We start from the raw sequence: 23341 nt of genomic DNA on the forward strand, positions 1-23341 counted from the left end.
GGGGTTGGCGGCCCGTCGCGCTCAACGTGCGGCGGGCTTGGTCACGCGCCGCGTGTTTTTCGGTGCGGAGGTTGATGCGCCCGGCTTCGCCGCGCGTTTCGCCGCAGCACGCGGCCTCCGCTGCGCGGCGGCCTCGGGACCGGCGGCAAATGCATCGCACTGCGCGTGCCATTGTTCGAGCAGCACGCGCGTCTGGTCGGCGATCGTCTCGATCAGCAGCGCCGCGCGCTCGCCATTGAACGCATCCCATTCGAGCACCTGCAGCGCAGAACGCTCCGCGATGTGGAACACCGTGATCTGTCCGAACAGGCTCATCGCGCGCAAGCGCGTGACGGGATCGTCGGCCGGCCGCCCCGAGATGCGGCCGATCAGCTCGGCACTCACGTCGTTCAGCGGCTTGCGCATGCGCTTCATCAGGATTTCGCTCGCGCTCGCCGGCTCCTGGCCGACCTGCTCGCGCGCGAAGAACAACCGCTGGTTCATCGTCTTCGGCGCCGTGAACATCCGGTCCGACAACGCGCGCAGCAGCCCGACGAATGCGTCGATCAGCACGTCGACGTCCGCGTCCGCGTCGAGCATCGCCCACGCATGGCCGACCGACGGCGCGAACACCTCCCAGCCGTTCTCGGCGATCGTCTCCACGCACGCGCGGTAAACGCCCTCCTTGTTCTCGAAGTAGTACTGGAGCGCCGGTGCGTTCACGCCGGCCATCGCGGCAATCTCGCGCGTCGATGCGCCCGCGAACCCGCGTTCGCCGAACAGTTCGATCGCCGCTTCGATGATCCGCTGGCGCGTTTCGTCGCCGCGCGCGTAGCCGCTCGCCGACGTGCGACGCAGCTTCTTCGCTTCGTTCATGCCTTCCTCGTCATTCGATCGATCGACATTCTACTTGACACAATTCTAGCAACTGGAATAATTCTTCCACTCGGAATAAATTGGATGCCAGCATGTCGACGCTGCAAGACCCGCCACAGAAAGCAAATCGTCAGGAAACCGGAACAACGCCGCGCAACGAAAAGGTCGGATCGAAGCGGCGCATCCTGCTCGTGGTCGCCGTGCTCGCGGTCATCGGCGGCGCCGTCTGGCTCGGCCGCTGGTGGACGGTCGGCCGCTTCATCGAAAGCACCAACGATGCTTACCTGCAGGCGGACAGCATGACCGCCGCGCCGAAGGTCGCCGGCTACGTGACCGACGTGTATGTGCGCGACAATCAGGCCGTGAAGGCCGGCGATCCGCTCGTGCGGCTCGACGTCCGCCAGTACCAGGTCGCGCTCGCGCAATCGCTCGCGACCGTCGACGCCCGCCGCGCGGATATCGCGCGCGCCGAAGCCGACATCAGCCAGCAGCACGCGAATCTCGAACAGGCCGACGCGCAGGCGAAGGTGTCGCAGATCAACGCACGCCACGCGAACGACGAATACGCACGGTATGCGCCGCTCGCTGCGACCGGCGCCGAAACGCACGAACGCGTGGCCGACCTGAAGAGCACGCGCGACCAGGCGGCCGCGACACTCGCCGCGAACAACGCATCGATCGCCGCCGCCCGCACGCAGATCGCATCGTTTACCGCGCAGCTCCAGCAGGCGCGCGCGCAGCTCGAGGCCGCCCAGGCCAGCGCCGCGCAGGCGCAGCTCGACCTCGACAACACGGTCGTGCGCAGCACGCTCGCCGGCCGCGTCGGCGATCGCACGGTGCGCGTCGGTCAATATGTGCAGCCCGGCACGCGCCTGCTGACCGTCGTGCCGGTCGACGCGATCTACCTCGTCGCGAATTTCAAGGAAACGCAGATCGGCCAGATGCGCATCGGCCAGCCCGTCGAACTGCACGTCGACGCGCTGCCGGACGGCGCGCTGTCCGGCGTCGTCGACAGCTTCGCGCCGGGCACGGGCGCGCAGTTCGCGCTACTGCCGCCCGAGAACGCGACCGGCAACTTCACGAAGATCGTCCAGCGCGTGCCGGTACGCATCCGCCTCGCCGCGGACGCGCGTGCGCAGCGCATGCTGCTGCCGGGCCTGTCGGTGACGGTCGACGTCGATACGCGTTCGGCCCGCGACGAGCAGCGCCATGGCTGATACGCCCGCCACGATGCCCGCGCCGCCGCACGAAGGCCGCGCGAGCGTGACCGACTGGATCGCGGTCGCGGCCGGCGCGCTCGGCGCGCTGATGGCGACGCTCGACATCTCGATCACGAACTCCGCGCTGCCGCAGATCCAGGGCGAAATCGGCGCCACCGGCACCGAAGGCACGTGGATCTCGACCGGCTACCTGATGTCGGAAATCGTGATGATCCCGCTCGCCGCGTGGCTCACGCGCGTGTTCGGACTGCGCAACTTCCTGCTGACGAACTCCGCGCTGTTCATCGCGTTCTCGATGATGTGCGGCTGGTCGCATTCGCTGCCGATGATGATCGCCGGCCGGATCGGCCAGGGCTTCACCGGCGGTGCGCTGATCCCGACCGCGCAGACCATCATCCGCACGCGGCTGCCGTTGTCGCAGTTGCCGGTCGGGATGACGCTGTTCGGCCTGATCGTGCTGCTCGGGCCGCTGTTCGGCCCCGTGCTCGGCGGCTGGCTTGCGGAGAACGTGAACTGGAGCTGGTGCTTTTTCCTGAACCTGCCCGTGTGCCTGCTGCTGATGGCGCTGCTGGTGTTCGGGCTGCCGTCGGACCGCCCGCAATGGGGTTCGTTCTTCAACGCGGACTGGCTCGGGATCGCCGGCCTCGCGATCGGGCTGAGCTCGCTCACCGTCGTGCTCGAGGAAGGTCAGCGCGAACGCTGGTTCGAATCGCAGATGATCGTCACGTTGAGCCTCGTGTCGCTCGCAGGGATGATCCTGATCGCGCTGTCGCAGCGCTTCGCGAAGCGGCCGATCATGCGGCTGTCGCTCATGCGCAACCCGCGCTACGCGAGCGTGATCGTGATCGTGTCGGCCGTAGGCGCCGGCCTGTACGGCGTGTCCTACCTGCTGCCGCAGTTCCTCGCGATCGTCGCCGGCTACAACGCCGAGCAGGCCGGCGCGATCATGCTGCTGTCGGGGCTGCCAGCCTTTCTCGTGATGCCGATCCTGCCGCGCCTGCTCGGCAAGGTCGATTTCCGCATCCTCGTGATCTCGGGGCTGCTGCTGTTCTGCCTGAGCTGCATGCTCGACATCAGCCTGACCGCGCAGAGCGTCGGCCACGATTTCGTGTGGTCGCAACTGATCCGCGGCGTCGCGCAGATGCTCGCGATGATGCCGCTCAACCAGGCGTCGATGGCGGCCGTCGCGCGCGAAGACTCGGGCGATGCGGCCGGGCTCTACAACATGGCACGCAACCTCGGCGGCTCGATCGGGCTCGCGATCATCGGCACCGTGATCGACCGGCGCACGACCTTCCATACGGCAGCGCTCCGCGAATCGGTGACCGCGAATTCGCTGATCGGACAGGACCGGCTATCGGCCTATGCGGCCAACTGGTTTTCACACACGGGCGACCTCGCGTATTCGAACATGCGTGCACTTGGACAGCTTGCGCAGCAGATCCAGATCCAGGCCGTCGTGATGACCTACTCCGAAACCTTTTATCTGCTGGGCCTCGCACTGCTCGCCTGCGTACCGCTCGCGTTGCTGCTGAGAACGCCGCGCGGGCCGCAACCGATGTCGTCCGGCCATTGAACCGTCTTACGCGATGAAACCCTTCTCCCTGCCCCGCCGCCCTGCGCTCACGCTGTGCGCGGCCGCGTGCCTGCTCGCCGGCTGCACGGTCGGCCCCGACTATCGCGGCGCGCCCGCCGCCCCCGATGCGCCGACCTTCGTGCGCGCGCCTGCCTCCGGCATCGACACCACCGCGCCCGCACCGAGCGCGTGGTGGCACGCGCTGAACGATCGCCAGCTCGACGACCTGATCACCGCCGCGCTCGTCTACAACCCCGATCTGCACGCGGCACAGGCACGCTTGCGCGCATCGCGCGCGCAGCTCTCGCAACAGCGCGCGGCCCAGTTGCCGAAAGCGTCGGCCACCGCCGCGGCCATCCGCATGCGCGAACCGGACGTCAGCGCGCTCGGCTCGCTGCTGCCGTCGAACGGGTCGAATCAGTCGGGCGGCACGTCGCCGTCGCTGGGCGGCTCGGGGCCGCTGCAACTCTATTCGGCGGGCTTCGATGCGACCTGGGAAGTCGACCTGTTCGGCGGCACGCGTCGCGCGGTCGAAGCGGCATCCGCGCAGGCCGAAGCCGTCGACGCCGATCTCGCCGATACGCAGGTGTCGATCGCAGCCGAAGTCGCGAACGCGTATGTCGACCTGCGCGACCAGCAGCAGCGGCTTGCGCTGTCGCAGCGCACGGCCGAGCTGCAGCAGACGATGCTCGAACTCACGCAGCAGCGCCGCGCGCGCGGCATCGCGGCCGATGTAGACATCGAACGCCTGACGACGCAGGTCGAGACCACGCGCGCGTCGCTGATCCCGCTCGATGCGCAGGTGACGGAATCGCTCGACCGGCTCGCGATCCTGACGGGCCGCGCGCCGGGTGCGCTCGACGCCGCGCTGTCGGCAACGGACGCCCCGCTGCCGACATTGCCCGGCAGCGTCGCGATCGGCGATCCGGCCGCGCTGCTGAAGCAGCGCCCCGACATTCGCGCGGCCGAACGCCGGCTCGCGTCGAGCAATGCGCAGATCGGCGAGCATGTGGCCGACTATTTCCCGAAGGTGACGCTGCTCGGCGATCTCGGCTTCAGCGCGACGGACCCCGGCCACCTGTTCCGCAAGCAGAATTTCACGTGGGTCGGCGCGCCGTACCTGCAATGGAACATTCTCGACTTCGGGCGCACGCGCGGCGCGGTACGAGCAGCCGAAGCGTCGCGCGACGAAGCGGAAGCGAATTACCAGAAGGCCGTGCTCGGCGCATTACAGGATGCCAACACGGCATTGCAGCGCTACGGGCATCAGCGCGAGCACGTCGTCGCATTGACGAAGGTGCAGACGTCGGCCGTGCATTCGCGCTCGCTGATGGACGAGCGCTATCGTGCGGGCGTCGCGTCGATGATCGACCTGCTCGATACGCAACGCGAAGCGCTGTCCGCCCAGCAGAACGTGATCGCCGGGCAAGCCGAGCTGATCAAGGATTACGTGTCGGTGCAGAAGAGCCTCGGGCTCGGCTGGCAGGCGAACGCGGGGTGACGGTGCCGGCGCGCATGATGCACGATCGCCGCATCACGCGCGCCGCAACAACTCATTGCGTGCGCAACAATACCGATTCGTTTCGTCCGCAACGAGCGGGCCCGCACCGCTTCGACACCTCGGCTATCGAAAACATATCGAATATCAATTAGCCAATCATCTGACGATCTCTTCTAATTCAGTCGGCTTCCCCACCACCGATCGGATTCAAGGAGTTCCATCGTCATGTCCCCATCCTCCCATCGCGTGCTGCGGCACGCAGTCGCCGCGATCTGCGTTGCCTTCTCCGCTTCCCCTTACGCCGCCGAGCTCACGCGCGACACCGGCGCCCCCGTCGGCGACAACCAGAATTCGCAGACGGCCGGCCCTGCCGGCCCCGTGCTGCTGCAGGACTCCGCGCTCATCGAGAAACTGCAGCGCTTCGATCGCGAGCGCATTCCGGAACGCGTCGTGCATGCGCGCGGCACCGGCGCCTTCGGCGAGTTCGTGCCGAGCGCCGACATCTCCGACCTGACGAAAGCGAAGGTCTTCACGCCGGGCACCCGCACGCCGGTGTTCGTGCGCTTCTCGACCGTGATGGGCTATCGCGGCTCGCCCGAACAGGCGCGCGATCCGCGCGGCTTCGCGGTGAAGTTCTATACGCAGCAGGGCAACTGGGACATGGTCGGCATCAACTGGCCCGTGTTCTTCATTCGCGACGGCATCAAGTTCCCCGACTTCGTTCACGCGAACAAGCCGAGCGCCGTGACCGGCGTGCAGGACTCGAACCTCGCATTCGACTTCTTCGCGCACACGCCCGAAGCGACCCACATGCTGACGATGCTGTACACGAACGCGGGCATGCCCGATTCGTATCGCCGCATGGACGGCTTCGCGGTGCATGCGTTCAAGTTCGTCAATGCGCAAGGCGACGTGCACTACGTGAAGTTCCACTGGAAGAGCCAGCAAGGCGTGCATGGCCTGCGCCCGCAAGAGATCGCCGCATCGATCGGGCGCGACTGGAACATGATGACGAACGACCTGTACGGCGCGCTGAAACAAGGCGATTTCCCGAAATGGGATCTGTACGTGCAGGTGCTCACACCGAAGGAGCTGAATCGCTTCGACTTCGATGCGCTGGACGATACGAAGGTGTGGACCGGCGTACCTGAACGCAAGATCGGCACGATGACGCTCGATCGCGTGCCCGACAACTACTTCCAGTCGACCGAGGAATCGGCGTTCGCGCCGTCGCGGCTCGTACCGGGCATCGAACCGTCAGAAGACCGGATGCTGCAGGATCGCCTGTTCGCGTATGCCGACACGCAGATGTACCGCCTCGGCGCGAACTACATGGACCTGCCGATCAACCGCCCTGTCGTGCCGGTGGTCAACAACAACCAGGATGGCAAGATGAATGCGGGCGACCGCAAGGGCGAGGTGAACTACGAACCGTCGACGCAGCATGAGCTCGCGCAGGATCCGCAGTACAAGTCCGTGCGCATGGCGCTCAGCGGCACGACGCAGCAGGAAGCGATCCGCAAGAAGCTGCTGTTCCGTCAGGCCGGCGAGTACTATCGCAGCCTGTCGCAGCAGGACAAGGACGACCTCGTCACCGCGCTGTCCGGCGATCTCGGCCAGGTGAAGAACGCGCAAAACCAGTACGCGATGCTGTCGTACTTCTACAAGGCCGATGCCGACTACGGCACGCGGCTCGCGCAGGCCGTTCACGCGAACGTTCAGCAAGTGCAGTCGCTCGCGGCGAAGCTGAGCGAGAACTGATCCCGCGACACCGGTCGCCGCCGACGTGCACGGTCGTACCGCACACGTCGGCGCGACCTCTTCATCAGGACATTCCCATGCGATCAGAACGCTTCACGCGCGCGATCCGCGCGGCCGCCATGACCGTGGCGCTCGCCGCGATCGCCGGCTGCGCGCACCTGCCCGACCAGCCTGCCTACGGCCAGGCCGATCCCGCCGCGCTGCGCCGCTACGACAGCGACTGGTTCGACGCCGCACGCGTCGGCCGCGTCGACATTCTGCGCGCGTTGCACGACGCCGGGTATCCCGTCGATACCACCGACGGCCGCGGCTATACGGCCGTGATACTCGCGTCGTACGACGGCCAGCCCGCCGCGCTCGACTACCTGTTGTCGGCCGGCGCCGATGCGTGCATTGGCGATCGTCACGGCAATACGGCGCTGATGGGTGCGCTCTTCAGGAACGAACCCGACATCGCACGTCGCCTGATCGACACGCACTGCCCGATCGACCAGACGAACGGCGCGGGCGAAACCGCGCTGGGGTTCGCGACGCTGTTCAATCGTTTCGAGCTGATTCCGCTGCTCGTCGCGCACGGCGCGAACCCGAACCATGTCGATCGGCGCGGGCAGTCGCTGCTGCAGCTTGCGCTGACGCACGACAACGCCTACGCAGCGGATGCGCTGCGGCAAGCCGGCGCCAGGCAGTAGCGCGGCTACGCGTCAACCGCCTGAACAATGCGAATGCACCGTGCTATCGTGCCGCTGGTTTCATCGCACGGAGACAGGAAAATGCTGAATCGCTTCGCCGTTGTTCTTGTTGCTCAGAAAAACTCGTCGAGCAGCCGGTAGAAGGTGATCCGTTCCGGATCGGGGTGTGCGATTCCATACCGCGTGAAGAACGGCGCGACCCATTCGCTACCCAGATCCGCTTCGATATCGCGCGCAGCCAGCGCCAGGTCCTGATAGCGATCGGCGACACCGAGTCGACCGCAGTCGATGAAGCCGGAGAAGCGGCCGTCGTCGACCATGATGTTCGGCAGGCACGCGTCGCCGTGCGTGACGACGCGGTCTTCAGTTGACGGCCGGTGCGCGAGCAGCCTCGCGAACAGTTTGTCGAGCGGCACGCCCGTATTCGCGTCGTCGAGGTTGCCCTCGTCGACGCGCCCCGCGTCGATCCGCGCACGAGCGCGCCCAATGCGAAGCGCGGCGCGGTGATCGAACGGGCACGTGGCCGGATCGAGTCGATGCAGCGCACGCAGCGCATCGGCGACGATCGTCACCTTCGACGCCGGTGCGAGCCGCGCCAGTTCGAGGTTGTCGCCGCGCACCGCGCTCAGCAGCATCCACTCGCGCCCCGCCGCCGACGCCACGTCGAGCACCTGCGCACCCGGCACGCCCGTCGTCGCCAGCCAGCGCAACCGCGCCGCCTCGTCGCGCAGTTCGCCCAGCGGCCCCGCCGGCTCGGTCTTCACGAACCGGCACGAGCCGTCGCGCGCATCGAGCCGGAACACCGCAGCGTCCGACTGTCCGTCCGTCTGTCGCGTCCATCGGCAGCCGGCCAGCGAGGCCTGCCACGCCGCGGGCACTTCCTTGCCGAGCGGGTCGTTATCGATCACGTCGCGGTCGATCCTCGTTGGCCGGGCCGACTGGCGGAATGCCGGCGACACCGCGCGGATGATACCGCGCCGCCCCCATTCGCCCGACCATTGCGACGCCCGCTGACACCTTCTTTTCGGTTCCTTTCGCCGGCTCCATCGAATCTCCATCTTCCCGCATAAAAGACGCCAACTAATCCACGCAAACTCCGCCCCGTCAAAGCAGGCAGTGGGCTGCCTGCGTTTCCTGGAGTCGCTATGAAGAATCAGAAACGATGCTGCTACGGCGCCGTATGCGCGCTGGTGGCGGCGATGCTGGCGGGTTGCGGGCCCTCCGAACAGCAGGCCGCCGCACCGGCCACGCCGGTCGCGGCCATGACCGTGACCGCCACGCGCCTCGACGTGACCGAGGACCTGCCGGGCCGCGTCGCCGCCGTGCGGGTCGCCGAGATCCGCCCGCAGGTGAGCGGCATCGTGCAGCGCCGGCTGTTCGAGCAAGGCACCGAAGTACGCCCGGGCCAGCCGCTGTTCCAGATCAATCCCGCGCCGTTCAAGGCCGAGATGGACACGGCCGCCGCATCGCTGCAGCGTACGCAGGCCGCGCTCGAACGCGCGAAGGTACAGACGGCGCGCTTCAAGCCGCTCGTCGAAGCCGACGCGATCAGCCGCCAAGTGTACGACGACGCCGTCTCGCAACGCGACCAGGCCGCCGCCGATGTCGCGCAGGCCCGCGCGACGCTCGCGCGCCGCCAGCTCGACCTGAAATTCGCGACCGTGGAAGCGCCGATCGCCGGCCGCATCGACCAGGCGCTCGTGACCGAAGGCGCGCTGGTGTCGAGCGGCGACAGCCAGCCGATGGCGCGCATCCAGCAGATCGACCAGGTCTACGTCGACGTACGCCAGCCGGCCGCGTCGCTCGAATCGCTGCGCGGCGCCCTCGCGGCGCAACCGCAAGCGTCGGACAGCAACGGCCTGCCGGTCGACGTGCTGCGCGACGACGACACGCGTTACGACGCGCGCGGCCGCATGCTGTTCTCGGGCGTCAACGTCGATCCGGGCACCGGCGACGTGCTGCTGCGCGTGCTGGTCGACAACCCGAAACGCCAGTTGCTGCCGGGCATGTACGTGCGTGCCCGCGTTCCGCGCGCGCACTACGCCAACGCGGTGATGGTGCCGCAACAGGCCGTCGTGCGCGCCGGCGGCAAGCCGCAGGTGTGGGTGCTCGACGCGAAGGGTACCGCGCATCTGAAGGCGGTCGAGGTCGGCGAACTGACGAACCGCAGCTACCGCATCAAGTCGGGCCTGCAGGCCGGCCAGAAGATCGTCGTCGAAGGCATGGAACGCCTGGTCGACGGCGCGCCGGCCGCCGCGACCGACTGGAAGTCGCCTGACGCGGCCGCCACCGCGTCCGCGCACTGAGTCACGAGGAGCCTCCAGTCATGGCTGAATTCTTTATCCGCCGCCCGGTGTTTGCGTGGGTGATCGCACTCTTCATCATCCTGACCGGGCTGATCGCGATCCCGCAACTGCCGGTCGCGCGCTACCCGTCGGTCGCGCCGCCGTCCGTCACGATCACCGCGAGCTACCCGGGCGCCACGCCGCAGACGATGAACGACGGCGTGCTGAGTCTCATCGAGCGCGAACTGTCCGGCGTCAAGAACCTGTTGTACTTCGAATCGTCGGCCGATACGTCCGGCTCCGCGCAGATCACCGTGACGTTCAAGCCCGGCACCAATCCGGAGATGGCGCAGGTCGACGTGCAGAACAAGATCAAGTCGGTCGAGCCGCGCCTGCCGGCAGCCGTGCGCCAGAACGGGCTGATCGTCGAATCCGCGTCGTCCGGCTTCCTGATGCTGATCGGCCTGCGCTCCGACAACGGCCGCTTCGACGAAGGCGCGCTCGCCGACTACATGGCGCGCAGCGTGTCCGAGGAGCTGCGGCGAATCGACGGCGTCGGGCGTGTGCTGCAGTTCGGCTCCGAACGCGCGATGCGCATCTGGGTCGATCCGCAGAAGCTGATCAATTTCGGCTTGTCGATGAGCGACCTGACGACCGCGATCGGCCAGCAGAACGTGCAGATCGCGCCGGGCAGCCTCGGTGCGCTGCCTGCGCTGCAGGGCCAGCGCGTGACCGTGCCGCTTACCGCGCAGGGCCAGCTCACGACGCCGGAAGAGTTCGCGAAGGTCGTGCTGCGTGCGAACGCGGACGGCTCGAAGGTCGTGCTCGGCGATGTCGCGCGCGTCGAACTCGGCTCGCAGAACTACACGTTCGTGAGCCGCGAGAACAACAAGCCGGCCACCCTCGCCGGCGTGCAGCTCGCGCCGGGCGCCAACGCGGTGAAGACCGCGGACGCGATCCGTGCGCGCATGGCCGAACTGAGCAAGTCGATGCCGTCGGGCATGACCTACTCGATCCCGCTCGACACGTCGCCGTTCGTGAAGATCTCGATCGAGAAAGTGCTGCACACGCTGCTCGAAGCGATGGTGCTCGTGTTCCTCGTGATGTACCTGTTCCTGCAGAACGTGCGCTATACGCTGATCCCGGCCATCGTCGCGCCGGTCGCGATGCTCGGCACGTTCACGGTGATGCTGATGACCGGCTTCTCGATCAACGTGCTGACGATGTTCGGCATGGTGCTCGCGATCGGCATCATCGTCGACGATGCGATCGTCGTCGTCGAGAACGTCGAACGCCTGATGGCCGAGGAAGGACTGTCGCCGAAGGACGCAACCTCGAAGGCGATGAAGGAAATCACCGGCGCGATCGTCGGCGTCACGCTGGTGCTGACCGCGGTGTTCCTGCCGATGGCGATGGCGAGCGGCTCGGTCGGCGTGATCTACAAGCAGTTCACGATGTCGATGGCCGTATCGATCCTCTTCTCCGCGCTGCTGGCGCTGACGCTCACGCCGGCCCTGTGCGCGACGATGCTCAAGCCGCTCGAACCGGGCCACCACGAGAAGCGCGGCTTCTTCGGCTGGTTCAACCGGCGCTTCGATCGCCTGACGAAATGGTACGAGACGCGCGTCGGCCGCCTGGTCGGCCGCACGGGCCGCGTGATGCTGGTGTTCGTCGCGATCTCGGGTGCGCTCGTGTTCGGCTTCCGCAGCCTGCCGTCGTCGTTCCTGCCGGACGAGGACCAGGGCTATTTCATCACCAGCTTTCTGCTGCCCGCGGACGCTACCGCCGAGCGCACGCATGACGTGGTCAAGACGCTCGAGAAGCATCTTGCTTCGCGTCCGGCAATCCAGTCGAGCATTTCCGTGATCGGCTACGGCTTCTCGGGCCAGGGTTCGAACGCAGCGATCAACTGGTCCGTGATGAAGGACTGGAAGAACCGCGGCGGCTCGTCGACGATCGAGGAAGGCATGCTCGCGCAGCAGGCGATGGCCGGCGTGACCGAAGGCACGGTGATGAGCCTGCTGCCGCCGGCGATCGACGAACTCGGTAACAGCTCGGGCTTCTCGATGCGTCTGGAAGACCGCGCCAACCAGGGCACGGCGGCGCTCAAGGCGGCGGAAGCGAAGCTGCTCGAACTCGCCGCGCAAAGCAAGGTCGTGACCGGCGTGTACCCGGACAGCCTCCCTGCCGGCACGAGCATCCGCCTCGAGATCGACCGCGCGAAGGCGCAGGCGCTCGGCGTGTCGTTCACGACGCTCAGCGACACGCTGTCGACCGCGATGGGTTCGACCTACGTGAACGACTTCCCGAACGCGGGCCGCATGCAGCAGGTGATCATCCAGGCCGATGCGCCGGCACGTATGCAGATCGACAACGTGATGAAGCTGTACGTGCGCAACGCGGCCGGCGGCATGGTGCCGCTGTCTGAAGTGGTTCGCCCGGTATGGGCCGACACGCCGCTGCAGATGGTGCGCTTCAAGGGCTACCCGTCCGCGCGTATCTCGGGCACGGCCGCCCCCGGCCAGTCGAGCGGCGCCGCCATGGCCGAGATGGAGCGTCTCGCCGCGCAACTGCCGCCGGGCTTCGCGGTCGAGTGGACCGGCCAGTCGCTGCAGGAACGCCAATCGGCGTCGCAGGCGCCGATGCTGATGGCGCTGTCGATGATCGTCGTGTTCCTGGTGCTCGCCGCGTTGTACGAAAGCTGGTCGATCCCGCTGTCGGTGATGCTGGTGGTGCCGCTCGGCCTGATCGGCGCGATCGGTGCGGTGCTGCTGCGCGGCATGCCGAACGACGTGTTCTTCAAGGTCGGGATGATCACCGTGATCGGCTTGTCCGCGAAGAACGCGATCCTGATCGTCGAGTTCGCGAAGCAGCTGCGCGAGGAAGGCAAGGGGCTGATCGAGGCGGCCGTGCAGGCATCGAAGCTGCGCCTGCGCCCGATCCTGATGACCTCGCTCGCATTCGGCCTCGGTGTCGTGCCGCTGATGATCGCGACCGGCGCCAGCGCCGAAACGCAGCACGCGATCGGTACCGGCGTGTTCGGCGGCATGGTGACCGCCACGGTACTGGCCATTTTCTTCGTCCCCGTTTTCTTTGTGTTCGTGATGAGTATCCAGGAGCGTATCGGCGCATGGCGGGCTTCCCGCAAGCAGCCGGCTGCCCCGGCTCACGGACAGGAAGGTTGATGCCATGCGATTGCTTATTCTTCCCCTCGTCCTCGCCCTGTCGGCCTGCTCGCTCGCGCCGACGCTGGTCAAGCCCTCGATGCCGGTGCCGACGGCCTACACGGCCGCCGCGGCCGCCGACCTCAAGGCCAACGCCGCCGATCTCGGCTGGCGCACGATGTTCGGCGATCGCCGCCTGCAGCGCCTGATCGAGATTGCGCTCGAGCACAACCGCGACCTGCGCCTCGCAGCGCTGAACGTCGAGGCTGCCGAAGCGCAGTACGGCATCCAGCGCTCCGCGCGCCTGCCGTCGATCGGCGCCGGCGCGAACTTCACGCGCCAGCGCACGTCGGACGACACGCAGTCGAGTCCGCCGCTGTTCGGCACGACGCAGAACCAGTACGGCGTGAACGTCGGCATCAGCGCATTCGAGATCGACCTGTTCGGCCGCGTGAAGTCGCAGTCGGATGCGGCCTTCGCGCGCTACCTCGCGACCGATCATGGCCGCCGCGCGGTGCAGATTTCGCTGGTCGGCGGCGTCGCCGACGCGTACTTCGCGGAACGCCTCGCGCTGGAGCAGCGCCAGTTGTCCGAGCGCACGCTCGCCGACTGGCAGCAGTCACTCGATCTCGCGCGCCGCCTGAAGGAAGCACATCAGGCGAGCGGCGTCGACATCGCGCAAGCCGAAGGCCAGGTCGCAAGCGCCACCGCCGATCTCGAGGCGCGCACGCGCGCCGTCGAGCAGGCACGCAATGCGTTGCGCCTGCTGGTCGGCACCGAGCTGCCGAAGGACCTGCCCGATCCGGTGCCGCTTCGGCAGCAACCGGTGATGACGCAACTGCCGGCCGGCCTGCCGTCCGAACTGTTGTTCCGTCGCCCCGATATCCAGCAGGCCGAACAGAATCTCGTCGCCGCGAATGCCGATATCGGCGCCGCGCGCGCCGCGTTCTTCCCGCGCCTGTCGCTGACGTCGTCGATCGGCTTCCTCAGCCCGGCGATGGGCAGCCTGTTCGACGGCGGCCAGCGCACGTGGAGCTTCGCGCCGCAGGTCACGGTGCCGATCTTCCAGGGCGGCCGGCTGCGTTCCGAGCTGCGTCTCGCGGAAGTGCGCAAGTCGAGCGCGGTCGCCGAGTACGAACGCTCGATCCAGACTGCGTTCCGTGAAGTGGCCGACGGTCTCGCCGGACGCGAAACCTTCGGCCGCCAGATCGAAGCGCAGACACGCGTGGTCGGCTCGGCCGAACGCCGCACCGACCTGTCGAACCTGCGCTATCGCGCGGGTATCGAGGGGCGGCTGGAACTGCTCGATTCGCAGCGGCAGCTCTACTCGGCACGGCAGGCGCTGCTCGACCTGCGTCGCAGCGAGCTCGGCAACGCCGTTGCGCTGTACAAGGCGCTCGGTGGCGGCCTGACGGACAAAGACGTCGCGCCGTCGCAGGGCGTGGTGCAGAACTGAACGAACGGCGCCGTTCCGCCCCGCGCAGCAGCGGGACGGAACGGCGCGATTCAGCCCGGCAACGGGCTGCCCCGATTGTTCGACATCGCACGGCAAACTCCATGACGAATTCCCTGATACTGATTGCAGAAGACGAGCCCGACATCTCCGAGATCCTCGATGCGTACCTGACGCACGACGGCTTTCGCACCTACCGCGTCGCCGACGGGCAAGCGGTGCTCGACGTGCAACCGCACCTGAAGCCCGACCTGATCCTGCTCGACGTGAAGATGCCGCAGAAGAACGGCTGGGAGGTGCTCACCGAGCTGCGGCGGCGCGGCAATACGCCCGTCGTCGTGCTCACCGCGTTCGACCGCGACCTCGACCGGCTGCAGGCACTGCATGCCGGTGCGGACGACTACATCGTCAAGCCGTTCAACCCGGCCGAAGTCGTCGCGCGGTTGCGCGCGATCCTGCGCCGCTCGGCCGCGCCGCCGGCCACGCGCATGCTGCGCGTCGGTGCCCTGGAGATCGATACCGACAGCTATCTCGCCCGCGTGCGGACCGACTCCGCCGAGATACCGATCACGCTGACGCTGACCGAATTCCGGCTGCTCGCACACATGGCGCGAGCGCCGAGCCGCGTGTTCACGCGCGGCGAACTGCTCGATGCGTGCATGGCCGACGTGAGCGCGCTGGAGCGCACGGTCGACAGCCACATCTGCAGGCTGCGCAGGAAGCTCGAGCAGGCCGGCGCGCCGGGCATGCCCGAAGTGATGCGCGGTGTCGGCTACCGGCTGCGGGGCCTGCAATGACGCTGCCGGCGAGACCCGGCCGGCACATCGGGCAGGCGATCTGCCTGGGCGCGATCGTCGCCGTGCTGACCGCCTGTACCGTTGCCTTCCTCCTTGACGTGTTGCGTCACCCGGTCGTGTTGCCGCACGACGCAACGGCCGGCGCAATGATCCGCAATGCGTCCACTTACCTGGTGCTCGCGACGGTGCTGTTCGCGTGCCTGCTGGCAGCCGCGTTCGACCTGCTCCGGCAGATGTGCCGCACGCTCGCGGCGCTCGACGCGGTTGCCGACAACACCGGCCGCATCGTCGCCGGCGACATGTCGGTGCGCGCGGTTTCCCGCGAGGGCTGCACGGCCGACCTGTCGCGCTTCATCGAGGACTTCAATGCGATGACCTTTCAACTGAAACACAGGACTCCCTCCCGTCCGGCAACCACCGCCGGAAGCAGCAGTCGCTCGATGCGCACGCCACTCGCGGAACTCGAAACCCGGCTCGAAATCATCAAGGCGCTCGCCAACGAAGCCGGCACTTCGTCACGCGATGCGCTGCTTCACCAGGTCGACGGCCTGTTCCGGTTCGTCGATGACCTTCAGGTTGCCGAACAACCCGAGGCGCTGACACTCGACCTGCGCTCGACGGCCCTCGACCGCGAAATCGCCAGCGCCATCGATTCGGTTCGCGAAGCGTTTCGTGAAGCGGGGTTCGCCATCGACCTGACGACCGACGCGACCGTCGTGACTTGCGACGGCGCGCGCATCCGCCAGGCCGTTCTCGCGCTGCTCGACGACATGCGGCGCCATTCCGCGCCGGCCAGGCTGAAGCTCTTCGTCGAGGACCGCCCTGCGGGCGCCGTCGTCCGAATCGAAGACGAAGGTTCGCGGCGATTCGTTGAAACCGGGCTCGGCCTGGCCGTCGTGCGCGCGGTCGTCCAGGCCCACGGCGGGCAGATCCGCCAGCTCGCATCGCTTGGCGGCGATGCCGTCCTCGAATTCGACATCCCGCGGCACGCGCCGGCGATTCGAGCATTTCCTCGATAGCAACCGGCCCATTACAAAACGAATCGGAAAGGATCGACGAATCGATTCCGGCATTACCCTTCTTGCCGGTTTCGATAATTACAAAATGCCGTCGATCTTTTCAAAATCATTGCGCTTTATTCGATTTAATTTTGTTTCATATAATCAAAAAAAGTTTGACACTTCGCTTTCGTTCTTGATACCGTCCGATGCAAGCAATCTGACGGATTGCCCACCACGCAATCGATTCCGCTCTACGTTTTTTCGCTTCCGCCGCACCGCAGTGCTCGCCGCCGGTCGATTCTTTCGCGCGCCGGCGCATGCAATATCCCGATGCATATCACTGGACGGCTGTCATCCGGCAGCGGGCCGAAGGACCGAAACAAATGAGCAGGACAACGAAACTGTTGCTCTAGCAATCCCGCCCGCGTCCAGTCCGGCGCGACTGCCTCGCAGCGCAGCCTTCCCGTTATCACGTTTTCCGTATTTCGCCCCCGGAGCAAACCCATCTCTCCGGATCGGGTGAAAGGCCCTGTCGCGTCCGTGCCATCCGCATGCATGCGACAGAACACGGCGGTGCATGACCCGCATCGCTGTCGACCGTTGTTGTTCGTGCCGTTCGATGTTCAACCGGAGGGGTAATTCAAATGAATCAGGTTGCAGACAAGAAACAAAAGCACATTCGCATCGTCAAGCTCGCATCCGCCGCCGCAGCCGTCGCGTCGTTCGGCATCGCGACCGCCCATGCCGCGCCAGCGGCCGGCTGGACGGAAACGCGCACCAAGGGATTCCTGCCGCTCGTGCAGCAGAGCGAAGCCGGTACCGCCAGCGCGCCCGCCGCGAGCACGGCGGCAGCTGCAACGGCCGCCGTCGAACTGGCGCCCGGCGAATCGGTTGACATCGTGCTCGGGCTGAACCTGCGCAACGAGACGCAACTCGATCAGTACCTGCGCGACCTGCATACGCCCGGCTCGCCGCACTACAAGCAGTTCCTCACGCCCGCGCAGTTCGCCGCGCAATATGCGCCGACCGACCAGCAGGTCGCGTCCGTCGTCTCGCACCTGCGCAAGGAAGGTTTCGTGAACATCGTGGTCGCACCGAACCGCCTGCTGGTATCCGCGTCCGGCACCGCGGCGACCGTCAAGTCCGCGTTCCGCACGACGCTCAAGCGTTTCACGCGCAACGGCCGCAGCGTCTATGCGAATACCGACGCCGCGCAAGTGCCGAACGCGATCGGCAACATCGTGGGCGCGGTGCTCGGGCTGCAGAACGTCGAGTTGATGCATACCGGCGCCGGCAGCAAGCCGCAAGGCAACACCAGCAACCTGACGATCCCGGCCGGCGCGTCGGCGGTGCCGCACAACCCGACCGAGTTCTCGTCGATCTACGGCGGCGACGGCACGCCGACGGCCTCGCAGACCACGGTCGGCATCATCTCCGAAGGCGACCTGTCGCAGACCGTGAGCGACCTCAATACGTTTGCCGCGAACAACGGCCTCGGCTCGATCAGCAGCACCATCGTGCAGACCGGCCCGGCAGGCAGTTCGTACACCGATACGTCGGGCACCGTCGAGTGGAATCTCGACAGCCAGTCGATCGTCGGCACGGCCGGCGGCAGCGTGAAGCAGGTCGTGTTCTATGCCGCGCCGTCGATGACGCTCACCGCGATCACGGCCGCGTACAACAGGGTCGTGACCGACAACGTCGCGAAGGTGATCAACGTGTCGCTCGGCGTGTGCGAATCGTCGGCGTACAGCACCGGCTCGCAGGCGACCGACGACACCATCTTCAAGCAGGCGGTCGCGCAGGGGCAGACCTTCTCCGTGTCGGCCGGCGACCACGGCGCGTACGAATGCGCAAGCGGCACGCCGTCGCGCTCGACCTACACGGTGAGCGAACCGGCCACGTCGCCGTACGTGATCGCGGTAGGCGGCACGACGCTGTTCACGAATACGTCGACCAACGCGTACAACAGCGAGATCGTCTGGAACGATCCGAGCTGGCAACCGGGCACCGTGTGGTCGACGGGCGGCGGGTACAGCAAGTACGAGGCCGCGCCGACTTGGCAGTCGTCGACCCTGACCGGATCGACCAAGCGCGCACTGCCCGACGTCGGCTTCGACGCCGACCTGCGCACCGGCGCGATTCTGGTGGTGAACGGCCAGACGTCCGACACGCTGTGGGGCTCGGGTTACCTGAACAACGAAGGCGGCACGAGCCTCGCCGCGCCGATCTTCACGGGCATCTGGGCGCGGCTGCAGTCGGCCAACAACAATGCGCTGGGTTTCCCCGCGTCGAGCATCTACAAGTACTTCCCGTCGAACGCGGCGCTGCTGCACGACGTCACGTCCGGCAACAACGGCAGCGGCACCTACGGCTACAAGGCGAAGGCCGGCTGGGACGCGACGACGGGCTTCGGCAGCGTGAACATCTCGAAGCTGAACGCGTTCATCCAGAGCACGTCGGATTTCGCGCGCTGATGAGCCGATGACCGACCCGGTCCCGGGTGCGCGCGAATGCGTGCACCCGGAACCGCACGCAACCGCGTAAAAGCCCGCGACAGGTGCAAGCCGTCGCGGGCTTTCTGCATTCCGCGCCATCTCGCGAAGCGAGCATCCGGCGAGACGATACGCGCGCCGACCTTGCAATCGTTGCGTCAGCAACTTTCAGATCGATTACCCGTCGGGCGTCCGCCCGCTTACGGACTGCAAGGTACACACACTGTTACATAACACCCCGACACTTCCGCGCGTGTCGTGCGTTTAACTGAATATGACGATTCGTCGCGGGACTTCCACCATGCGAACACGATCTTGCCGCGCGCGCCGGCCGATGCCGTCGGCGCATGCGCGCACGGTCGAGGCACAGTGCCCACGCCGATCGCGCAGCCCGCGTGCCTGCCAACGCTGCCACCACATCGAACGAACCTCATGAACAACAACCGTGCCCACCGCCCCGTCAGGACGCTGATCGCGTCGTCCCTCATCGTGTCGCTGCTCGGCCTGTCGGCGTGCAACAAGAACGGCGACAGCAGCCCCGCCGCACCGGCGAGCGATGCGAGCGCGGCCGCCGCGGCGCAGCCGGCCTCGACGCCCGTCGCCTACACGCCGCCGAGCGCCGACCAGCTCTACCAGATGGTCGCGCCGATCGCGCTGTTCCCCGACAAGCTCGTCGCACTGGTGCTTGCAGGTGCAACGTATCCGGACCAGGCGACGGCCGCCAACAACTGGGTCGCGCAGAATCCGGCATTGAAGGGGCAGGCACTCGCGAGCGCCGCCGATGCACAGCCGTGGGACCCGTCCGTCAAGGCGCTGACCGCCTTCCCCGCGGTCCTGGCGCAAATGGCGTCGAACCCGGCCTGGACCACGTCGCTCGGCCAGGCGTACTACAACGATCCGACCGACGTGATGAACGCGATCCAGGTGATGCGCCAGCGCGCGCAGACGTCCGGTCATCTGCGCTCGGGCGGCCAGATGCGCGTCACGCAAGTCGCGCAGGCCGCGCCGACCGGCTACACGCCGGCCGCCGACGCGCCCGTGGTGTACGCCGGGCCGGCGATCGTGCCGCCGCCCGTGCAGGCGATCGAGATCGAATCCGCGCAGCCGGATGTCGTGTACGTGCCGTCGTACAACCCGACTGTCGTCTACGGCGAGCCGGTGTCGGCCTACCCGGGCTACGTGTACCGTCCGCCCGCATACAGCACCGGCGAAGTCGTTGCGGCCAGCGTGATCACGTTCGGCGTCGGCATCGCCGTCGGCGCCGCGATCTTCGGGCACCACGACTGGGGCTGGCATGCATGGGGCATGAACTGGGGTGCGCCGCGTCCGGAAGGCCCGAGGTGGAACGGCGGCTGGCAGCGCCCGGCCGTGGTGTACAACCACACCACGTACGTGACGAAGTCGACCACCGTGATCAACAACATCACCAACATCCGCAACACGCGCATCACGAACAACTACGGCGGCAACGTCACCACCAACAACAACACGACGATCGAGCGCAACAGCGTACAGCCGGGCGCCGAACCGATGCGCGGACAGGCCATGGAGCAGCGCGCAGGCGCCGCGCCGATGACGATGCCGCACTTCGGCGCAAACGACGCGCGCCCCGGTACACGCCCCACGCCTGAAGCATTCGCGCAAAACCGCGCGAACGTGCCGCATGCCGAGGCACCGGCGCAGCATCCGCCCGGCGCGATGCACGACGAGCGGCAGCAGGCGATGCAGCAGGAGCGCACCGCGCAGGAAAATCGCATGGCGGCACAGCAACAGCAGCAACAACGCGAGGAAACGCAGCAGCACAACGCCGCGCAGCAACAGCAACGCGAAGCGATGCAGCAACGCAATGCGGTGCAACAACAGCAGGAGCGCGCGGCGGCCGAGCAGCGCAACGAAGCCCAGCAGCAGCAACGCGTGGAAGCGCAGCAGCGCAGCGAGGCCCAACAGCAACAGCAGCGCGAAGAGGCACAGCAGCAACAACGCAAGGAGATGCAGCCACACGCCGAAGCGCCGCCGCAGGAACACACGGCACCGCAGCCCCGGCAGCCGGCACCCGAGCATGCGGCAGCTGCGCATCCGCACCCTGCCCAGTCTCACCCGGAGCACGAATCGCGCGAACATCGTCCGGAGTAGCCATCACCCCGCGGCACGGCAGCGCCGCATGCGCGCTGCCGGCCGTCGATGCACGACTCAATCGGCCCAGTTCCGCACGTAGTCCGGCACGGGCACGTTGCCGTCGGCATGCACCGGCGCGCCGCGTGTCATCTTCAGCGGCAGGACTCCGGCCCAGGCGGCGAGTTCCAGATCCTCCTCCTTGTCGGACGGCAGCGAATCGCTGACTTTCACGGCCGCTTCGTCCATCGAAATCCGCAGCACGCTGGTCGCATTGATTTCCTTCGAATTGCCCGGCCGCGCTTCATGCCGGCGGCCCGGTGCGATCTTGTCCATCAACGCATCGAGCGCCGCGAGCTTTTCCGCACTGCCCTCCACTCCATCGAACTGCCCGTAGATCACCGCGGATCGATAATTCATCGAATGGTTGAAGGCCGACCTGGCCAGCACGAGACCGTCCAGCAACGTGATCGCGATGGAAGCCTGCGCGCCCGCCGACAGCGCCTTGATCATCCGGCTGCCGTTGGATCCGTGGATATAGAGAAAGTCGCCACGCCGCCAGTGCGCGGTCGGGATGCAGTGCGTGTTCTGTCCGTCGCCGAACGCGATGTGGCAGACGTAGGCCTCGTCCACGATGCGGTGGAGCATCGCGCGATCATGACTGGCCAGCTCGGGTAGCCGGCGAATGGTCGTACGTGGTGTCGGCGAAATTTCAGTCTGGTCTTTCATATATAGGTACTGCGAAATGAATTGAATCGATATCGCGTTGCATTCGTGGCCGAACGCGCCGTCGCCGGGCTTGTCGACAGTCGCGCGTCAAATCGATCAAAATACGCGCGTGCAACGCGCCGCGACGATCGCCGGAATGCCTTGCGCTCCAGCCTGTACCGCGAGCACGTGAACGATACGATGCGCGTGGCATCTTCAAAAGAACCAGCACAACGGAAATTTCTGGAACCAGCCCATGGATCTCGCGCTGCTCATCTCGTCGCTTTCCCGACAGGACGGCACGACCCGACACAGCCAGCAGGAAGCGCTGTACCGCAGCCTGCGCACCCTGCTGCTCGACGGGCACCTTCCGCCCGGCACGCGGCTCGTGTCGACGCGCGTACTCGCGGCCGAGCTGGGCATTGCACGCAATTCGGCGGTCTATGCATACGAGCGCCTGGCGGAAGAAGGCTTCGTGGCCGCCACGCGCAACGGCACGATCACGCGATGGGACGGATCCAGCCGCGCGGGCACCACGAATGAAGACGGCCCGCCCGCGGTTCAGCTGTCGGCGCGCGTGCACGGGCTGGAGAACGCCGATCCCGAGCCCGAACGCATGCTGCCGTTCGTCCCCGGCCTGCCCTCGCTCGACGAATTCCCCGTTGCACAGTGGCGTCGTTGCATCGAGCACGCGTGGAAAACCATCAAGCCCGCCCACCTCGCGTATGGCCCGGCCGAAGGGCTGCCCGAACTCAGGCGCGCGGTGGCCGCCTACATCCGCGTGTCGCGAGGCGTGCGCTGCGACACGGATCAGGTATTCATCACCGACGGCACGCAAGGCAGCCTCGAGTTGTGCGCGCGCATGCTGGCGAATCCCGGCGAAAACGGCTGGCTCGAGAATCCCTGCTACAACGGCGCCCGGACGGCCTTCCAGTCGACCGGCCTGAATCTCGTGCCGATCGAGGTCGATCACGAAGGGATGGCGCCCACCGGCGAACAGTGGCGCAACCAGCCGCCCCGGCTGATCTATACGACGCCATCGCATCAATACCCGCTCGGCGCGCTGATGAGCCCCCGGCGGCGAGCGGCGCTCGTCGAGCATGCGATCGCGTGCGGCGCATGGATCATCGAGGACGATTACGACAGCGAGTTCCGTCACGGCGGCCAGCCGTTGCCCGCGATCCAGGGCCTGCATCCCGACGCGCCGGTCTGCTATCTCGGCACGTTCAGCAAGACGATGTTTCCCGCCCTTCGGCTCGGCTTCATGGTGGTGCCGCCTGCCCTGGTCGAACGCTTCACGCGAACGCTGCGCGAACTCGTCCATCGCGGACATTCCGCCGACCAGCTCGCGATGGCCGAATTCATCGACACCGGTCTCTTTGCGCGGCACCTGCGCAAGATGAGGTCACGCTACGCCGACCGGCGCAGCAGCCTCGAAGCGGCCCTCGCCCGCCATCTCGGCACCGCGTTGAGCGTGCGTGACAGCCCGGGCGGCATGCATCTGTCGGCGGATCTGGCGCCGCCGCTGCACGACACCGACGTCGCGCGCGCCGCGTCCGCGCATGGCCTGCTGCTGCAGCCGCTGAGCACCTGTCGCGTCGGCGACGGCCGCCCGTACAACGGCTTCGTGCTCGGCTATTCCGGGCTGGACGATGCGAGGATCGAGACGGCAACGACGCAGTTCGCGGCCGTCATCGAACGGCTCGGCCGCACGCGCCGCTGAG

At 66.9% G+C, this 23341-nt stretch carries 16 protein-coding genes; 13 read left to right on the forward strand and 3 right to left on the reverse strand.

Annotated elements, in window-relative coordinates:
• Window positions 1–21: 21 nt before the first annotated feature.
• Entirely contained in the window at window positions 22–855 is an 834-nt protein-coding gene (locus HWX87_RS04430) for a CerR family C-terminal domain-containing protein (RefSeq protein WP_176045966.1), read from the reverse strand.
• 92 nt (window positions 856–947) lie between these two features.
• On the opposite strand from HWX87_RS04430, the gene HWX87_RS04435 reads away from it, so the two are divergent.
• The 5 genes from HWX87_RS04435 to HWX87_RS04455 all read left to right on the forward strand — a co-directional run bounded on the left by HWX87_RS04435 (window position 948) and on the right by HWX87_RS04455 (window position 7602).
• Window positions 948–2072, forward strand: coding sequence for an HlyD family secretion protein (locus HWX87_RS04435; RefSeq protein WP_176045967.1), 1125 nt, complete (start codon window positions 948–950; stop codon window positions 2070–2072).
• Complete coding sequence (locus HWX87_RS04440) at window positions 2065–3651, forward strand: MDR family MFS transporter (protein ID WP_176045968.1); 1587 nt, start codon at window positions 2065–2067, stop codon at window positions 3649–3651. The genes HWX87_RS04435 and HWX87_RS04440 overlap by 8 nt, the downstream gene beginning before the upstream one ends.
• A gap of 13 nt (window positions 3652–3664) precedes the next feature.
• Window positions 3665–5152: an efflux transporter outer membrane subunit gene (locus tag HWX87_RS04445; protein WP_176045969.1), complete on the forward strand. Its 1488-nt coding sequence runs from the start codon at window positions 3665–3667 to the stop codon at window positions 5150–5152.
• A 225-nt stretch (window positions 5153–5377) separates the two neighbouring features.
• On the forward strand, window positions 5378–6913 hold the full coding sequence (locus HWX87_RS04450) for a catalase (RefSeq protein WP_176045970.1): 1536 nt from the start codon (window positions 5378–5380) through the stop codon (window positions 6911–6913).
• Window positions 6914–6990: 77 nt separating this feature from the next.
• Window positions 6991–7602 (forward strand): ankyrin repeat domain-containing protein, encoded by a 612-nt coding sequence (locus HWX87_RS04455; protein ID WP_176045971.1) that lies wholly within the window; start codon window positions 6991–6993, stop codon window positions 7600–7602.
• A 113-nt stretch (window positions 7603–7715) separates the two neighbouring features.
• Here HWX87_RS04455 and HWX87_RS04460 read toward each other — a convergent pair whose 3' ends face one another.
• Window positions 7716–8510, reverse strand: a complete 795-nt coding sequence (locus HWX87_RS04460) for an APH(3')-II family aminoglycoside O-phosphotransferase (protein WP_176045972.1) — start codon at window positions 8508–8510, stop codon at window positions 7716–7718.
• A gap of 237 nt (window positions 8511–8747) precedes the next feature.
• Between HWX87_RS04460 and HWX87_RS04465 the strand changes: the two genes are divergently transcribed.
• The 7 genes from HWX87_RS04465 to HWX87_RS04495 all read left to right on the forward strand — a co-directional run bounded on the left by HWX87_RS04465 (window position 8748) and on the right by HWX87_RS04495 (window position 20930).
• Window positions 8748–9908 (forward strand): efflux RND transporter periplasmic adaptor subunit, encoded by a 1161-nt coding sequence (locus tag HWX87_RS04465; RefSeq protein WP_176045973.1) that lies wholly within the window; start codon window positions 8748–8750, stop codon window positions 9906–9908.
• Between the two features lie 20 nt (window positions 9909–9928).
• Window positions 9929–13072, forward strand: coding sequence for a multidrug efflux RND transporter permease subunit (locus HWX87_RS04470; protein WP_176045974.1), 3144 nt, complete (start codon window positions 9929–9931; stop codon window positions 13070–13072).
• Window positions 13073–13076: 4 nt separating this feature from the next.
• The gene (locus HWX87_RS04475) at window positions 13077–14507 is read left to right on the forward strand and encodes an efflux transporter outer membrane subunit (RefSeq protein ID WP_176045975.1); all 1431 of its coding nucleotides are present in this window, start codon (window positions 13077–13079) and stop codon (window positions 14505–14507) included.
• Between the two features lie 101 nt (window positions 14508–14608).
• On the forward strand, window positions 14609–15301 hold the full coding sequence (locus HWX87_RS04480; RefSeq protein WP_176045976.1) for a response regulator: 693 nt from the start codon (window positions 14609–14611) through the stop codon (window positions 15299–15301).
• Window positions 15302–15474: 173 nt separating this feature from the next.
• Window positions 15475–16320: a HAMP domain-containing sensor histidine kinase gene (locus tag HWX87_RS37925; RefSeq protein ID WP_244137594.1), complete on the forward strand. Its 846-nt coding sequence runs from the start codon at window positions 15475–15477 to the stop codon at window positions 16318–16320.
• Between the two features lie 626 nt (window positions 16321–16946).
• Window positions 16947–18779 carry a S53 family peptidase gene (locus tag HWX87_RS04490; RefSeq protein WP_176045977.1) on the forward strand — a complete coding sequence of 611 codons (1833 nt, stop codon included), beginning with the start codon at window positions 16947–16949 and terminating at the stop codon, window positions 18777–18779.
• A 450-nt stretch (window positions 18780–19229) separates the two neighbouring features.
• The gene (locus tag HWX87_RS04495) at window positions 19230–20930 is read left to right on the forward strand and encodes a DUF3300 domain-containing protein (RefSeq protein WP_176045978.1); all 1701 of its coding nucleotides are present in this window, start codon (window positions 19230–19232) and stop codon (window positions 20928–20930) included.
• Window positions 20931–20987: 57 nt separating this feature from the next.
• Here HWX87_RS04495 and HWX87_RS04500 read toward each other — a convergent pair whose 3' ends face one another.
• Entirely contained in the window at window positions 20988–21638 is a 651-nt protein-coding gene (locus HWX87_RS04500; protein WP_176045979.1) for a pyridoxamine 5'-phosphate oxidase family protein, read from the reverse strand.
• Window positions 21639–21873: 235 nt separating this feature from the next.
• Between HWX87_RS04500 and HWX87_RS04505 the strand changes: the two genes are divergently transcribed.
• Window positions 21874–23340 carry a PLP-dependent aminotransferase family protein gene (locus tag HWX87_RS04505; RefSeq protein ID WP_176045980.1) on the forward strand — a complete coding sequence of 489 codons (1467 nt, stop codon included), beginning with the start codon at window positions 21874–21876 and terminating at the stop codon, window positions 23338–23340.
• Window position 23341: the final 1 nt, after the last annotated feature.

Source organism: Burkholderia sp. BCC1644 (assembly GCF_902833225.1).
In the GTDB taxonomy this organism is placed as follows: Bacteria; Pseudomonadota; Gammaproteobacteria; order Burkholderiales; family Burkholderiaceae; genus Burkholderia.

Excerpts from the sequence above, each read along its gene's own strand:
- HWX87_RS04490 (WP_176045977.1), top strand. The coding sequence starts at position 16,947 with ATGAATCAGGTTGCAGACAAGAAACAAAAGCACATTCGCATCGTCAAG.
- HWX87_RS04500 (WP_176045979.1), bottom strand. The coding sequence starts at position 21,638 with ATGAAAGACCAGACTGAAATTTCGCCGACACCACGTACGACCATTCGC.
- HWX87_RS04505 (WP_176045980.1), top strand. The coding sequence starts at position 21,874 with ATGGATCTCGCGCTGCTCATCTCGTCGCTTTCCCGACAGGACGGCACG.
- HWX87_RS04470 (WP_176045974.1), top strand. The coding sequence starts at position 9,929 with ATGGCTGAATTCTTTATCCGCCGCCCGGTGTTTGCGTGGGTGATCGCA.
- HWX87_RS04435 (WP_176045967.1), top strand. The coding sequence starts at position 948 with ATGTCGACGCTGCAAGACCCGCCACAGAAAGCAAATCGTCAGGAAACC.
- HWX87_RS04440 (WP_176045968.1), top strand. The coding sequence starts at position 2,065 with ATGGCTGATACGCCCGCCACGATGCCCGCGCCGCCGCACGAAGGCCGC.
- HWX87_RS04465 (WP_176045973.1), top strand. The coding sequence starts at position 8,748 with ATGAAGAATCAGAAACGATGCTGCTACGGCGCCGTATGCGCGCTGGTG.
- HWX87_RS04495 (WP_176045978.1), top strand. The coding sequence starts at position 19,230 with ATGAACAACAACCGTGCCCACCGCCCCGTCAGGACGCTGATCGCGTCG.
- HWX87_RS04480 (WP_176045976.1), top strand. The coding sequence starts at position 14,609 with ATGACGAATTCCCTGATACTGATTGCAGAAGACGAGCCCGACATCTCC.
- HWX87_RS04430 (WP_176045966.1), bottom strand. The coding sequence starts at position 855 with ATGAACGAAGCGAAGAAGCTGCGTCGCACGTCGGCGAGCGGCTACGCG.
- HWX87_RS04445 (WP_176045969.1), top strand. The coding sequence starts at position 3,665 with ATGAAACCCTTCTCCCTGCCCCGCCGCCCTGCGCTCACGCTGTGCGCG.
- HWX87_RS04455 (WP_176045971.1), top strand. The coding sequence starts at position 6,991 with ATGCGATCAGAACGCTTCACGCGCGCGATCCGCGCGGCCGCCATGACC.
- HWX87_RS04450 (WP_176045970.1), top strand. The coding sequence starts at position 5,378 with ATGTCCCCATCCTCCCATCGCGTGCTGCGGCACGCAGTCGCCGCGATC.
- HWX87_RS04475 (WP_176045975.1), top strand. The coding sequence starts at position 13,077 with ATGCGATTGCTTATTCTTCCCCTCGTCCTCGCCCTGTCGGCCTGCTCG.